Annotated in this window: 10 protein-coding genes, 2 tRNA genes, 3 rRNA genes and 2 pseudogenes; 16 read left to right on the top strand and 1 reads right to left on the bottom strand. The window is 45.2% G+C overall.

Features of this window, described 5'->3' with window-relative positions:
* The first annotated feature begins 3 nt into the window (after positions 1-3).
* From rplR to rplQ, 11 genes and pseudogenes are all read left to right on the top strand, one after another.
* Entirely contained in the window at positions 4-357 is a 354-nt protein-coding gene (gene rplR, locus RS130_RS00840) for a 50S ribosomal protein L18 (protein WP_316024364.1), read from the top strand.
* 9 nt (positions 358-366) lie between these two features.
* The gene (rpsE, locus tag RS130_RS00835) at positions 367-870 is read left to right on the top strand and encodes a 30S ribosomal protein S5 (protein ID WP_158971303.1); all 504 of its coding nucleotides are present in this window, start codon (positions 367-369) and stop codon (positions 868-870) included.
* Positions 871-873: 3 nt separating this feature from the next.
* Positions 874-1,059, top strand: a complete 186-nt coding sequence (gene rpmD, locus RS130_RS00830; RefSeq protein ID WP_199271760.1) for a 50S ribosomal protein L30 — start codon at positions 874-876, stop codon at positions 1,057-1,059.
* Positions 1,060-1,062: 3 nt separating this feature from the next.
* Positions 1,063-1,498 (top strand): annotated as a pseudogene (rplO, locus tag RS130_RS00825) (50S ribosomal protein L15).
* A gap of 5 nt (positions 1,499-1,503) precedes the next feature.
* Positions 1,504-2,823 (top strand): preprotein translocase subunit SecY, encoded by a 1,320-nt coding sequence (gene secY / locus RS130_RS00820; RefSeq protein WP_316024363.1) that lies wholly within the window; start codon positions 1,504-1,506, stop codon positions 2,821-2,823.
* A gap of 37 nt (positions 2,824-2,860) precedes the next feature.
* Positions 2,861-2,977: a 50S ribosomal protein L36 gene (gene rpmJ / locus RS130_RS00815; RefSeq protein ID WP_158971295.1), complete on the top strand. Its 117-nt coding sequence runs from the start codon at positions 2,861-2,863 to the stop codon at positions 2,975-2,977.
* A 124-nt stretch (positions 2,978-3,101) separates the two neighbouring features.
* A complete protein-coding gene (gene rpsM, locus RS130_RS00810) occupies positions 3,102-3,458 on the top strand; it encodes a 30S ribosomal protein S13 (protein ID WP_235313407.1) in 357 nt (118 codons plus the stop codon).
* A 16-nt stretch (positions 3,459-3,474) separates the two neighbouring features.
* Positions 3,475-3,864 (top strand): 30S ribosomal protein S11, encoded by a 390-nt coding sequence (rpsK, locus tag RS130_RS00805; RefSeq protein ID WP_316024362.1) that lies wholly within the window; start codon positions 3,475-3,477, stop codon positions 3,862-3,864.
* 24 nt (positions 3,865-3,888) lie between these two features.
* A pseudogene (rpsD, locus tag RS130_RS00800) lies at positions 3,889-4,510 on the top strand (30S ribosomal protein S4).
* A 22-nt stretch (positions 4,511-4,532) separates the two neighbouring features.
* Positions 4,533-5,522, top strand: a complete 990-nt coding sequence (locus tag RS130_RS00795) for a DNA-directed RNA polymerase subunit alpha (RefSeq protein WP_158971289.1) — start codon at positions 4,533-4,535, stop codon at positions 5,520-5,522.
* Positions 5,523-5,564: 42 nt separating this feature from the next.
* Positions 5,565-5,966: a 50S ribosomal protein L17 gene (rplQ, locus tag RS130_RS00790; protein WP_316024361.1), complete on the top strand. Its 402-nt coding sequence runs from the start codon at positions 5,565-5,567 to the stop codon at positions 5,964-5,966.
* A 297-nt stretch (positions 5,967-6,263) separates the two neighbouring features.
* On the opposite strand, the gene RS130_RS00785 is transcribed toward rplQ, so the two are convergent.
* Complete coding sequence (locus RS130_RS00785; protein WP_316024360.1) at positions 6,264-7,031, bottom strand: hypothetical protein; 768 nt, start codon at positions 7,029-7,031, stop codon at positions 6,264-6,266.
* Positions 7,032-7,569: 538 nt separating this feature from the next.
* On the opposite strand from RS130_RS00785, the gene RS130_RS00780 reads away from it, so the two are divergent.
* The 5 genes from RS130_RS00780 (at position 7,570) to rrf (ending at position 13,258) form a co-directional block, all read left to right on the top strand.
* A 16S ribosomal RNA gene (locus RS130_RS00780) occupies positions 7,570-9,101 on the top strand.
* 246 nt (positions 9,102-9,347) lie between these two features.
* Positions 9,348-9,424, top strand: a tRNA-Ile gene (locus RS130_RS00775).
* A gap of 136 nt (positions 9,425-9,560) precedes the next feature.
* Positions 9,561-9,636, top strand: a tRNA-Ala gene (locus RS130_RS00770).
* 347 nt (positions 9,637-9,983) lie between these two features.
* Positions 9,984-12,861 (top strand): 23S ribosomal RNA (locus RS130_RS00765).
* Between the two features lie 281 nt (positions 12,862-13,142).
* Positions 13,143-13,258: ribosomal RNA gene (gene rrf / locus RS130_RS00760) — 5S ribosomal RNA — on the top strand.
* The 16S, 23S and 5S rRNA genes sit together here with 2 tRNA genes alongside, the layout of an rRNA operon.
* Positions 13,259-14,491 lie beyond the last annotated feature (1,233 nt).

Below are 14,491 nucleotides of genomic sequence, written 5' to 3'. Positions count from 1 at the left end.
ACGATGGATAAAAAATCAGCTCGTTTACGTCGCGCTACTCGTGCACGTAAAAAAATTAGTGAATTGGCCGCGCATCGCTTGGTTGTTAATCGCACCCCGCGTCACATCTATGCTCAGTTAATCGCTCCAAGCGGTTCTGAAGTATTGGCGTCGGCTTCAACAGTTGAAACTGAAATCGCTAGCAGCCTTAAAGGCACTGGTAATTCAGCGGCAGCAGCAGCTATTGGTAAAGCGATCGCAGAACGCGCTATCGAAAAAGGCATCAAGTCAGTTGCTTTTGATCGTAGTGGGTTTAAGTATCATGGTCGTGTTAAAGCATTGGCTGATGCAGCTCGCGAAGCTGGTCTTCAGTTCTAGGAGTTAATTATGGCTAAAGTAGAAGCTCAACAACAAGGTGACTTGTTGGAAAAACTAATCGCTGTAAACCGTGTATCTAAAGTAGTTAAAGGTGGTCGTATCTTTAGCTTTACTGCATTGACAGTAGTAGGTGACGGTAATGGTCGTGTTGGTTTTGGTTACGGTAAAGCACGTGAAGTGCCTGCTGCTATCCAAAAAGCTATGGAAAAAGCACGTCGCAATCTTGTGACTGTTGATCTTAATGGCAACACGCTACAGCACCCGATTAAAGGTCGTCACTCAGGCTCTAAAGTTTACATGCAGCCTGCATCTGAAGGTACTGGTATTATTGCCGGTGGTGCGATGCGTGCAGTACTTGAAGTGTCTGGTGTACAAAACGTACTTTCAAAATGTTACGGATCTACCAATCCAATTAACGTTGTTCGTGCAACTATCAACGCGTTGACAGAAATGAATTCGCCTGAGTCAGTTGCAGCGAAACGTGGATTGTCTGTATCGCAGATTTTGGGGTAATTGATCATGACTAAGATGATTAAAGTAAAGCAAACGAAAAGCTCTATCGGTCGTCTACCTAAGCACAAAGCTACGCTTACAGGTTTAGGTTTACGTCGTATCGGTCATGTTCGTGAGCTAGAAGACACCCCTTCTGTCCGTGGCATGATCAACCGTGTATTTTACATGGTTGAAGTAGTGGAGGAGTAACAGATGAGACTTAATACTCTTGCTCCTGCACCTGGAGCGAAAAATTCTGGTAAACGTGTGGGTCGTGGTATGGGCTCTGGTCTTGGAAAAACTGGTGGCCGTGGTCACAAAGGTCAAAAGTCTCGCTCAGGCGGTTCTGTAAAACCTTGGTTTTGAAGGCGGACAAATGCCAATCCAACGTCGTCTACCTAAGTTCGGTTTCACTTCACGTAAATCTTTGGTTTCTGACCAAGTGACGTTGAATGAAATTGCTAAGGTTGAAGGCGATGTGGTTTCACTTGAAACTTTGAAAGCAGCAGGTCTTGTTAAGAAAGAAATGTTGTTCGTTAAAGTAATGAAAAGTGGTGACATTACACGTGCAGTAACGATTAGTGGTTTAAAGGTAACTAAAGGCGCCCTTGAAGCGATTCAAGCAGCTGGCGGTAAAGTAGAGGAATAGGCTAGATGGCTAAACCAGGATCGGATTCAAGCGCTAAAGGCGGATTGAGCGAGCTTAAATCAAGATTGTTGTTCGTACTTGGTGCGATCATAGTATTTAGGTTAGGTTCGTTCGTGCCTATTCCTAGTATTGACGCTGCGGTGTTGGCTGAATTATTCAATCAACAAAAAGGTACTATTGTAGAAATGTTTAACATGTTCTCCGGTGGTGCACTTGAACGCGCGTCAGTTCTAGCCCTAGGCATTATGCCTTATATCACAGCTTCCATCATTATTCAGTTGCTGACAGTTATGCATCCCCCAATGATGGAGTTGAAAAAGGAAGGTGAAGCGGGTCGTCGTAAAATTAGTCAATATACACGTTACTTTACGTTGATATTGGCCTCATTCCAAGCAGTTGGGATAGCGACAAATTTACCTAACCTAATGCAAGGTTTGGTAATGAACCCCGGTTTCGGTTTTTACTTTACAGCAGTCGTAAGCTTAGTAACGGGAACTATGTTCTTAATGTGGCTAGGTGAACAAATTACAGAGAGAGGTATCGGTAATGGTATCTCTATTCTGATTTTTGCCGGTATTGTATCTGGTTTGCCTTCTGCTTTAGGTAATATTGCAGAACAAGCTAGACAAGGCGAATTGAACTTATTGTTCTTGTTGTTAGTGGGTTTAATTGTTGTAGCGGTTACTTATTTTGTTGTATTTGTTGAACGTGGACAACGACGTATCGTTGTTAACTACGCTAAACGTCAACAAGGTCGTAAAGTGTTTGCTGCACAAAGTACTCATTTACCATTAAAAGTGAATATGGCGGGTGTAATTCCTCCTATTTTCGCTTCAAGCATAATTTTGTTTCCGAGTACCATTGCAACGTGGTTCGGTCAGAATGAGTCAATGTCTTGGTTACAAGACGTTGCTTTGATGTTGTCTCCTGGACAACCTTTGTATGTGATGTTTTACGCTGCGGCGATTATATTTTTCTGTTTCTTCTATACAGCGTTGGTGTTTAACCCTCGTGAAACGGCAGATAACTTGAAAAAGTCAGGAGCTTTTGTTCCTGGTATTCGTCCTGATGAACAAACATCTAAGTATGTTGATAAGGTAATGACACGCCTAACTTTGGCTGGTGCGCTTTACATAACCTTTATATGTTTAGTGCCTGAGTTCATGACTATCGCTTGGAATGTTCCATTTTATTTCGGCGGTACATCACTATTAATTATGGTAGTGGTAATTATGGATTTCATGGCACAGGTGCAGACCCATTTGATGTCACATCAATATGAGTCTGTTCTTAAAAAAGCGAACCTTAAAGGCTATGGTCGTTAGACCTAGCCATTAAGCTCGCGATTTACGGAGTGATGAAATGAAAGTTCGTGCATCCGTCAAGCGGATTTGCCGTAACTGTAAAGTCATTAAGCGCAACGGTGTTGTGCGTGTGATCTGCAGTTCAGACCTTAAGCATAAGCAAAGGCAAGGTTAATCGATTGGGTTGGGGGTCGTCTAGATACACTAGCGCCTCAATCCTTATTTGCAATTTAGTCGTTGGGTAAGTATCCTATCGGGCTTTTTAGGCTGATGACTATTAATTATAAGGAGTACTGTTAATGGCCCGTATCGCTGGCATTAACATCCCTGAGCACAAACACACAGTAATTGCTTTATCGGCAATCTACGGTGTTGGTTCTACACGTGCGAAAAGCATTTGTGTAGCAGCTGGTGTTGCAGAGAATACTAAGATCAAAGATCTTAATGAAGAACAGATTGATAAGTTGCGTGATGAAGTAGCTAAATTCACCGTTGAAGGTGATCTACGACGTGAAGTATCAATGAGTATTAAACGTTTGATGGACTTAGGTTGCTTCCGTGGTATTCGCCACCGTCGTAGTCTTCCTCTACGTGGTCAGCGCACTAAGACTAATGCGCGTACCCGTAAGGGTCCTCGCAAAGCAATAAAACGATAAGCGGGGGATAGACTTTATGGCTAAAGCACCAACCAAAACGCGTAAGCGCGTAAAACGTCAAGTTGCTGATGGTATGGCTCATATCCATGCTTCTTTCAACAACACAATAGTGACTATTACTGACCGTCAAGGCAACGCTTTGTCTTGGGCAACGTCAGGTGGTTCAGGTTTCCGTGGTTCACGTAAATCTACCCCTTTTGCTGCACAAGTAGCTGCTGAGCGCGCTGGTACAGCCGCACAGGATTACGGTTTGAAAAACATTGAAGTGTTCGTTAAAGGTCCATGTCTAGGTCGTGAATCTGCGATCCGAGCTTTGAACGCTGCAGGTTATAAAATCACTAATATTACCGATGTGACACCTATACCTCACAACGGTTGTCGTCCACCGAAAAAACGTCGCGTTTAATCGACGGACAGTTGGAGAAAGATCATGGCAAGATATTTGGGTCCTAAACTCAAACTTAGCCGCCGCGAAGGAACAGATTTGTTCCTTAAAAGTGGCGTTCGTGCAATTGACACGAAATGTAAAATTGATAATGCACCTTGGTCAGCATGGCGCCCGTCGTGGACGTTTATCTGATTACGGTATTCAATTGCGTGAAAAGCAAAAAGTTCGTCGTATGTACGGTGTTCTTGAAAAGCAATTCCGTAACTATTATAAAGAAGCAGCACGCTTAAAAGGCAACACAGGTGAAAACTTGCTACAGCTTTTAGAGCAGCGTTTAGACAATGTAGTATATCGTATTGGATTTGCTAGTACTCGTGCTGAAGCGCGTCAACTAGTAAGCCATAAAGCCATTTTGGTAAACGGTAAAGTTGTTAACGTTCCTTCTTTCAATGTTTCTGCTGATGATGTTGTGTCTGTTCGCGAAAAAGCGAAAAAACAAGCACGTATCGTTGCTGCACTTGAACTTGCAGATCAGCGTGAGAAACCAACTTGGATTGAAGTAGATAGTAAGAAAATGGAAGGTACATTTAAACGTGTTCCTGAAAGAACTGATTTATCTGCCGAAATTAACGAACAGTTGATCGTCGAACTTTACTCTAAGTAAAGCTTAAAGAAGAGAGGAAACAATGTCGGGTTCTGTAACTGAATTCTTAAAACCAAGATTAGTTGAAATTGATAACGTCTCGTCAACTCGCGCAAAGGTCACACTTGAACCTTTAGAGCGTGGATTTGGCCATACGCTAGGTAACGCGTTACGTCGCATTCTATTGTCTTCAATGCCAGGATGTGCGGTAACAGAAGTTGAAATCGATGGTGTATTACACGAATACAGCACCAAAGAGGGCGTTCAAGAAGATGTTATTGAGATATTGCTTAACCTTAAAGGTTTAGCCGTGTGTCTTGAAGGCAAAACCGAAGCAACACTAACTCTAGTGAAATCCGGTGCGGGCCCAGTATTAGCTGGTGATATCCAGCATGATGGCGATGTAGAAATTGTAAATCCAGAGCACCTAATTTGTACTCTAACTGGCGAAGCTGATATCAGCATGCGTATTAAAGTAGAAATGGGTCGTGGTTATGTTCCTGCATCAACTCGCCGCTCTTCAGAAGAAGATGATCGTCCTATTGGTCGTTTATTGGTGGATGCTTCATATAGCCCAGTAGATCGTATATCTTACAATGTTGAGTCTGCTCGAGTAGAGCAAAGAACCGACCTTGATAAGCTAATTATCGATATGGAAACAAATGGCACTATTGATCCAGAAGAGGCAATTCGTCGCTCAGCTACTATTTTAGCTGAACAATTAGACGCGTTTGTTGAACTTCGTGATATTTCAGAGCCAGTTGAAAAAGAAGAGAAACCGGAATTTGATCCGATTCTACTTCGCCCTGTTGATGACTTAGAGCTAACTGTACGTTCAGCTAACTGCTTAAAAGCCGAAGCCATACAATATATTGGTGACCTTGTACAACGCACCGAAGTCGAGTTGTTAAAAACTCCTAACTTGGGTAAAAAATCTCTTACCGAGATTAAAGATGTACTTGCTTCTCGTGGACTGTCTCTAGGTATGCGCCTAGAAAACTGGCCACCAGAGTCAATCGCAGAAAAAGATTAATCTAGTTTTTAAATAAACTGATTTGTAAAGAAGGATAAAACTATGCGCCATCGTAAAAGTGGTCGTCAGTTAAATCGTAACAGCAGTCATCGTCAAGCGATGTTTAAAAACATGGCTGGTTCTTTGGTGAAACAAGAGTTGATTAAAACAACTCTTCCAAAGGCGAAAGAATTGCGTCGCGTACTAGAGCCTCTTATCACTCTTGCTAAGCAAGACAGTGTAGCTAATCGTCGTTTAGCTATGGCTCGTACTGGTGATAAAGAAGTTGTTGGTAAATTGTTCAATGAATTAGGTCCTCGCTATGAAGCACGTCCTGGTGGATATATTCGCATTTTAAAATGTGGTTTCCGTACAGGCGATAAAGCTCCAATGGCCTACGTTGAATTAGTAGACCGCCCTGAAGTTGAAGCAATCGAAGAGATTGAAGAAGCTGAAGCGGAATAAATATCGAAAGATATAAAAAAAGCCATAGGCAATAGTCTGGCTTTTTTATGCCTAGTAAAAAGCTATTTAACCTGAGTTCACGATTAGACGTTTGAGCCAAACAATATCAATATGGTTCAGTGATTCAATACTTTTTGTCTAAATAACCTCAGCTAAGTGTGACTCAGTAACGAAATTCTCGTGTATAGCATAGCAAGGCAGATTGTTGTACGTAACAACGTGTCATTCCTTAACAATCGAACGTCAGTAGACACAAAAAGAACGTTTTCGAGAGGTTCGGCTTATCTAGGATTCAGGTTATTTCCCGTCTAGTGCTAACGCAACTTCTTCAGTTGTTGCCCCACCGCTAACTGCATATGTTTGGATATTCTCCAAACTTACTCCAGAGTTTTTTGCCGTCTGTATTATCTTACTTGTATCTTCACTTTGCGCTTTCGATTCTCGAACAGCCGCCGAAATTAGCTGCTCTGCATCGTTAGGAAAAATAGCTAATAGGGCTTCTACAGCATATTGTCCAACAAATGGAACGGCCCCGATTGCTGATTGTAATATTTCAACTAACTTATTGGGATGAGCAATAGCTAAGGACTGAACAATATAATCGGCTGAGTCCGGTTCAGTAATAACAGCTATTCTAACTATTTCTAACAACTCATCAGGAGTTGAATGAGCGGCTGCAGTAACGACGAAATCTACATAACTAGGATCGGCACTAATTGCCGTTTCTACTATATCACTACAACTGGTTATTCCTTTTTCGATTGCTATTGTAACTACCTCATTTGCCAAAGTAGGCTGCGCTGAAATAGCAGAATGAATAATTTCTTTATATTTATCGGGATAGAGATCTAGTGCGGTACCAACTATCGATCCTGCTTGTTGTGGGTAATGACCTACTATTGACTTAATGGCTCGGCCAATGGAGCTATTTTGCTCAAGCTGCATCTGCACAAATTTTTCATTAATCTGGTTTGTTCTATTTTTGTTTGTACTATCCTCAGCTAACGCTTTATTTGTGGCTGCAAAGGTACTAACAACTAATGCCAATGTTAAAATGCTCTTCATACTACGTGTACCTAATAACTTTCTCATTGGATCTAAGACAACTTTAGACAGTAAAGTTCAAACGTAACAAAAAATTTACATTAACTACAGCTATTTTAAACTTTTAGCGCTAATTTTGAGCAGAATAATCTTTTTTTAAATTAATTGAAAAAAGGGGTTGCAGTGAGGGAAGTTATCTCTATAATGCGCATCTCGCTTCGGGGAGGCCACTTAAAACGGCTTACCGAGACAGGATTTACCTAGAGTAAATATTGTCATTGCGATGCTCTGAGAGTGTTGTGGTTAGCGGGATGCAGCGAGTTAGTTAGTTTGAAATTAAATTAAAAAACTTGTTGACATCGAATCGGAAGCGAGTATTATACGCCTCCCGCTTAAGAGGGTCTTCGGGCAGCATCTAAAGCGACGCTTCTACGGAAGCAGCTACTGAGGTAGCGGTCATGTAAATGACACTGTTCTTTAACAATTAATAACAAGACAATCTGTGTGGACATTCACGAAGTGAGTGTCTACCAAAAAAAATTCATATTTTCGATATATTTAATTGAAGAGTTTGATCATGGCTCAGATTGAACGCTGGCGGCAGGCCTAACACATGCAAGTCGAACGGAAACATGTCTAGCTTGCTAGATGATGTCGAGTGGCGGACGGGTGAGTAATACTTAGGAACATGCCTTTGTGTGGGGGATAACTATTGGAAACGATAGCTAATACCGCATAATGTCTTCGGACCAAAGGGGGCTTTTGCTCCCGCGCAAAGAGTGGCCTAAGCGAGATTAGCTAGTTGGTGTGGTAAAGGCGCACCAAGGCGACGATCTCTAGCTGTTCTGAGAGGAAGATCAGCCACACTGGAACTGAGACACGGTCCAGACTCCTACGGGAGGCAGCAGTGGGGAATATTGCACAATGGGGGAACCCTGATGCAGCCATGCCGCGTGTGTGAAGAAGGCCTTCGGGTTGTAAAGCACTTTCAGTTGTGAGGAAAGGTTAGTAGTTAATACCTGCTAGCTGTGACGTTAGCAACAGAAGAAGCACCGGCTAACTCCGTGCCAGCAGCCGCGGTAATACGGAGGGTGCGAGCGTTAATCGGAATTACTGGGCGTAAAGCGCACGCAGGCGGTTTGTTAAGCTAGATGTGAAAGCCCCGGGCTCAACCTGGGAATAGCATTTAGAACTGGCAGGCTAGAGTCTTGGAGAGGGGAGTGGAATTCCAGGTGTAGCGGTGAAATGCGTAGATATCTGGAGGAACATCAGTGGCGAAGGCGACTCCCTGGCCAAAGACTGACGCTCATGTGCGAAAGTGTGGGTAGCGAACAGGATTAGATACCCTGGTAGTCCACACCGTAAACGCTGTCTACTAGCTGTTTGTGAGTTTAACTCGTGAGTAGCGTAGCTAACGCGATAAGTAGACCGCCTGGGGAGTACGGCCGCAAGGTTAAAACTCAAATGAATTGACGGGGGCCCGCACAAGCGGTGGAGCATGTGGTTTAATTCGATGCAACGCGAAGAACCTTACCTACTCTTGACATACAGAGAACTTTTCAGAGATGAATTGGTGCCTTCGGGAACTCTGATACAGGTGCTGCATGGCTGTCGTCAGCTCGTGTCGTGAGATGTTGGGTTAAGTCCCGCAACGAGCGCAACCCTTGTCCTTAGTTGCCAGCCTTAAGTTGGGCACTCTAAGGAGACTGCCGGTGACAAACCGGAGGAAGGTGGGGACGACGTCAAGTCATCATGGCCCTTACGAGTAGGGCTACACACGTGCTACAATGGCGAGTACAGAGGGAAGCGAACTTGTGAGAGTAAGCGGATCCCTTAAAGCTCGTCGTAGTCCGGATTGGAGTCTGCAACTCGACTCCATGAAGTCGGAATCGCTAGTAATCGCAAATCAGAATGTTGCGGTGAATACGTTCCCGGGCCTTGTACACACCGCCCGTCACACCATGGGAGTGGGATGCAAAAGAAGTAGCTAGTCTAACCTTCGGGGGGACGGTTACCACTTTGTGTTTCATGACTGGGGTGAAGTCGTAACAAGGTAACCCTAGGGGAACCTGGGGTTGGATCACCTCCTTACTATTACGGCAGGCCTTGCTTTGCTGAGTGTTCACACAGATTGTTTTGTTGTTGATAAGAAAGAGCAAAAAGAAGTGCTTGGGTTATTCAAGCAAATTCTTAGCGCTGCAGTCATCGCGAGTTTATTGCGATGATTTTTGTTCTAGGCGAGCTGACTTTTGAGCGAGCGAGGGCGTGTACAAGTCGTACATAACCGAGTGAGCGAAAAACAAAGGCGACGCATAGGGCAAAAAGCAGAAGCAAGAAAGGCTTGTAGCTCAGCTGGTTAGAGCGCACCCCTGATAAGGGTGAGGTCGGCAGTTCAAGTCTGCCCAAGCCTACCAAATTCGCATTGATACTGCGTTGAAGTATTCGTCGTGTAGAAAAGCCACACGTCCTCTTACTTCGCCTTGTCTGAACGCGAATTGCATAACGAAGGTTGTGTTAACGGTAATAGATACACACTCTCAAGCTATTTGAGGGGCTATAGCTCAGCTGGGAGAGCGCCTGCCTTGCACGCAGGAGGTCAGCAGTTCGATCCTGCTTAGCTCCACCACTTTCTTTGGGAAGTGATTTGCTCAACAAGATTAAGTAGCCTTAATCAATACGCATAATAGTATGTTTATTGATTAGGGTTTTTTAAACCTTAAATGTTCTTTAACAATATGGAAAGCTGATAAAAAAGTAATCGAAAACAAAAAGAGTACTCTTTAAGAGCTTACTCTATCTGATTTTTATGATTAGTACTTGTCACGCATACAACGATAACCGCGAGGTTATGCCTAACCTTGGATAAAAGGCCAAGGGGTGAGACGAGTTGTGTTAATTGGAGGCCGTTACTGTCTACCAAGCAAACATAACGTGTTGTTACTACGGTAACAAAGAGGTCATTTGGGGTTGTATGGTTAAGTGACTAAGCGTATACGGTGGATGCCTAGGCAGTTAGAGGCGATGAAGGACGTGTAAGTCTGCGAAAAGCTGTGGGGAGCCGACAAAATGCTTTGATCCACAGATGTCCGAATGGGGAAACCCAGTCCTTAGGGACTATCTTACAGTGAATACATAGCGGTAAGAGGCGAACGAGGGGAACTGAAACATCTAAGTACCCTTAGGAAAAGAAATCAAACGAGATTCCCCTAGTAGCGGCGAGCGAACGGGGAGCAGCCGAGTAGTAATGAAGTAGTGGAAGTAGTTGGAAAGCTACGCGATACAGGGTGATAGCCCCGTACACAAAGCGTCATTATTGCCATATTAAGTAGGTCGGGACACGTGTTATCTTGACTGAAGATGGGGGGACCATCCTCCAAGGCTAAATACTCCTAACTGACCGATAGTGAACCAGTACCGTGAGGGAAAGGCGAAAAGAACCCCTGTGAGGGGAGTGAAATAGAACCTGAAACCGTATACGTACAAGCAGTGGGAGCAGACTTGTTCTGTGACTGCGTACCTTTTGTATAATGGGTCAGCGACTTATATTTAGTAGCGAGGTTAACCGAATAGGGGAGCCGTAGCGAAAGCGAGTGTTAACTGCGCGTTCAGTTGCTAGGTATAGACCCGAAACCCGGTGATCTAGCCATGGGCAGGTTGAAGGTTGAGTAACATCAACTGGAGGACCGAACCGACTAACGTTGAAAAGTTAGCGGATGACTTGTGGCTGGGGGTGAAAGGCCAATCAAACCGGGAGATAGCTGGTTCTCCCCGAAAGCTATTTAGGTAGCGCCTCGGACGAATACCACAGGGGGTAGAGCACTGTTAAGGCTAGGGGGTCATCCCGACTTACCAACCCTTTGCAAACTCCGAATACCTGTGAGTACTATCCGGGAGACACACGGCGGGTGCTAACGTCCGTCGTGAAGAGGGAAACAACCCAGACCGCCAGCTAAGGTCCCTAAATATTACTAAGTGGGAAACGAAGTGGGAAGGCTAAGACAGCTAGGAGGTTGGCTTAGAAGCAGCCACCCTTTAAAGAAAGCGTAATAGCTCACTAGTCGAGTCGGCCTGCGCGGAAGATGTAACGGGGCTAAGTAATATACCGAAGCTGCGGACTTGTACTTATGTACAAGTGGTAGGGGAGCGTTGTGTAAGTGGCTGAAGGTGAGCTGAGAGGCTTGCTGGACATATCACAAGTGCGAATGCTGACATGAGTAACGATAATGGGGGTGAAAAACCCCCACGCCGGAAGACCAAGGTTTCCTGTCCCATGCTAATCAGGGCAGGGTAAGTCGGCCCCTAAGGCGAGGCAGAAATGCGTAGTCGATGGGAAACGGATTAATATTTCCGTACTTGGTATATCAGTGAAGGGGGGACGGAGAAAGTTATGCAAGCCTGGCGTTGGTTGTCCAGAGTGAAAGTGCGTAGGCCGTTATCTTAGGCAAATCCGGGATAACATTGGTCGAGACACGAGACGAGACACTACGGTGTTGAAGTTGCAAATACTCTGCTTCCAGGAAAAGCCTCTAAACTTATGATATATCGAACCGTACCCCAAACCGACACAGGTGGTCAGGTAGAGAATACTAAGGCGCTTGAGAGAACTCGGGTGAAGGAACTCGGCAAAATCGTACCGTAACTTCGGGAGAAGGTACGCCGCTGTTTGTGATGGGATTGACTCCCTAAGCGAATGGCGGCCGCAGTGAAATGGTGGCTGGAACTGTTTATTAAAAACACAGCACTGTGCTAAATCGAAAGATGACGTATACGGTGTGACGCCTGCCCGGTGCCGGAAGGTTAATTGATGGGGTTAGCTTCGGCGAAGCTCTTGATCGAAGCCCCGGTAAACGGCGGCCGTAACTATAACGGTCCTAAGGTAGCGAAATTCCTTGTCGGGTAAGTTCCGACCTGCACGAATGGCGTAATCATGGCCACGCTGTCTCCACCCGAGACTCAGTGAAATTGAAATCGCAGTGAAGATGCTGTGTACCCGCACCTAGACGGAAAGACCCCGTGAACCTTTACTATAGCTTGGCACTGAACATTGACCCTACATGTGTAGGATAGGTGGGAGACTTCGAAGCATTGTCGCCAGATGATGTGGAGTCAACCTTGAAATACCACCCTTGTAGGTTTGATGTTCTAACATTGTTCCCTTATCGGGAATGTGGACAGTGTCTGGTGGGTAGTTTGACTGGGGCGGTCTCCTCCCAAAGCGTAACGGAGGAGCACGAAGGTTGGCTAATCCTGGTCGGACATCAGGAGGTTAGTGCAATGGCATAAGCCAGCTTAACTGCGAGACAGACACGTCGAGCAGGTACGAAAGTAGGTCATAGTGATCCGGTGGTTCTGAATGGAAGGGCCATCGCTCAACGGATAAAAGGTACTCCGGGGATAACAGGCTGATACCGCCCAAGAGTTCATATCGACGGCGGTGTTTGGCACCTCGATGTCGGCTCATCACATCCTGGGGCTGAAGTCGGTCCCAAGGGTATGGCTGTTCGCCATTTAAAGTGGTACGCGAGCTGGGTTTAGAACGTCGTGAGACAGTTCGGTCCCTATCTGGTGTGGGCGTTGGATGATTGAGGGGAGCTGCTCCTAGTACGAGAGGACCGGAGTGGACGAACCGCTGGTGTTCGGGTTGTTTTGCCAAAGGCATTGCCCGGTAGCTACGTTCGGAATCGATAACCGCTGAAAGCATCTAAGCGGGAAGCGAGCCCCAAGATGAGTCATCCCTGTACGTTTAACGTACCTAAAGGGTTGTTGAAGACTACGACGTTGATAGGCAGGGTGTGGAAGCGTAGCAATGCGTTGAGCTAACCTGTACTAATTGCCCGTGAGGCTTAACCATACAACGCCCAAGTGGCTTCCTTATATAATCGTTCTTCGAACGAGTCGTGTTAAATTGCTTAAACGGAAGGAAACCTTCCTGACAATTTACCTACTCGCTAAAGTGGAAAGATAGAATAAGAAGCAGTTGGTGTGTTGAGTGACAAGATACGACATAAAAATTAGAGTAAGACTAAAGAGCTTTTTAGCCTCGATTATTTGCTCCCTCTCACAAGAGAGACAAGAGCATCAGCTTTTACATATTGATTTATTGAGTTAACACTCGATAAATAACAGTTTATGTCTGGCGGCCATAGCGATGCGGTCCCACCTGATCCCATTCCGAACTCAGAAGTGAAACGCATTAGCGGCGATGGTAGTTTGGGGTTTCCCCATGCGAGAGTAGCACACTGCCAGACTCCCAATTAAGTACGAAGCCACCTTTAACGAGGTGGCTTTTTGCGTTTTGGGGGATTGAAAAGTTGTATCACTTAGATTAGTCAAATACACATCCCTGATGAGATGCACCCAAATTCGTCATCCATGACTCATTGAAAATGCCTAGCCGAGCAGTGCTCGTCTCAATACGGCATTTTCCCATCACGAAGTGGATTCCCGGAATCAAGCATAGCTTGACTCGTTACAGCGGTAAGAGCTGCGCTCTTAAAAGACCCCGCTTCCCCCCATGCGAGAGTAGCACACTGCCAGACTCCCAATTACACGAAAAGCCCTGAGCATACAACGCTCAGGGCTTTTTCGTATAAGCGCATTCGCGCAATGCTACCCAGCAATAAACCATCACAAAGTGGATTCCCGGACAGTCGCAGAGCTCCTGTCGTTCAGGCGGTTAGGTGAGTATCACGTATGACTAATCAGGCGGCGCATGTGCCTAAAGAAACAGATTATTCCCACACACGCAGCTTAGAAAAGTTGTGATACTTTTAATGTAGTCAATCACACATCCCTGATGATGCTCACCCAACCTTGGCATCCATGCCAAGCTGTTAAACCGCTGGAGCAATGCTCCAGAAAGCCTCGATTTAACCCCTGATGAGATGCACCCAAATTCGTCATCCATGACTCATTGAAAATGCCTAGCCGAGCAGCGCTCGTCTCAATACGGCATTTTCCCATCACGAAGTGGATTCCCGGACAGTCGCAGAGCTCCTCTCATTCAGGCGGTTGGGTGAGTATCACGTAAAGTCGTCAAATACACATCCCTGATGATCGGCACCCAACCTTGGCATCCATGCCAAGCTAGTTAAACCGCTGGAGCAATGCTCCAGAAAGTTTCGATTTAACCCCTGATGATATGCAACCAAACTCGCCATCCGTGGCTCATTGAAAAGCGGAGCTAAAATCCCGCTTTTCCCTCCTGCGAGAGTAGACAGAAAATGTTCCAGACATTTTTCTGCACTTCCTACATTCAGGTAGGTCGCACTCGGCTCTGGCATCCTGCTTCGCTCTACCTCCTACATCTCGATAACTGCTCCTGCGTTATTCTACCTTCCGCCATCCATGGCGGTCGCATGTAGTCGACTGCCAGACTCCTATTCAAAAGAAAGGGTACCTAGCACTTAATTGACGTTTGGAACAAATCTCAAAAGTTTGCTATTCAAAGTATACTTTGTATTCTGTAATGGAATAAAAGT

The sequence above is a fragment of the Paraglaciecola aquimarina genome, from assembly GCF_032464635.1.
Classification (GTDB): domain Bacteria; phylum Pseudomonadota; class Gammaproteobacteria; order Enterobacterales; family Alteromonadaceae; genus Paraglaciecola; species Paraglaciecola aquimarina.
The sequence above is the reverse complement of the archived record's forward strand: the minus strand, read 5'-3'. Positions and strand labels throughout refer to the sequence as shown.

Coding starts and splice junctions, on each gene's coding strand:
- rplR (WP_316024364.1), top strand. CDS start 4: ATGGATAAAAAATCAGCTCGTTTACGTCGCGCTACTCGTGCACGTAAA.
- rpsE (WP_158971303.1), top strand. CDS start 367: ATGGCTAAAGTAGAAGCTCAACAACAAGGTGACTTGTTGGAAAAACTA.
- secY (WP_316024363.1), top strand. CDS start 1,504: ATGGCTAAACCAGGATCGGATTCAAGCGCTAAAGGCGGATTGAGCGAG.
- rpmJ (WP_158971295.1), top strand. CDS start 2,861: ATGAAAGTTCGTGCATCCGTCAAGCGGATTTGCCGTAACTGTAAAGTC.
- rpsM (WP_235313407.1), top strand. CDS start 3,102: ATGGCCCGTATCGCTGGCATTAACATCCCTGAGCACAAACACACAGTA.
- rpsK (WP_316024362.1), top strand. CDS start 3,475: ATGGCTAAAGCACCAACCAAAACGCGTAAGCGCGTAAAACGTCAAGTT.
- RS130_RS00795 (WP_158971289.1), top strand. CDS start 4,533: ATGTCGGGTTCTGTAACTGAATTCTTAAAACCAAGATTAGTTGAAATT.
- rplQ (WP_316024361.1), top strand. CDS start 5,565: ATGCGCCATCGTAAAAGTGGTCGTCAGTTAAATCGTAACAGCAGTCAT.
- RS130_RS00785 (WP_316024360.1), bottom strand. CDS start 7,031: ATGAAGAGCATTTTAACATTGGCATTAGTTGTTAGTACCTTTGCAGCC.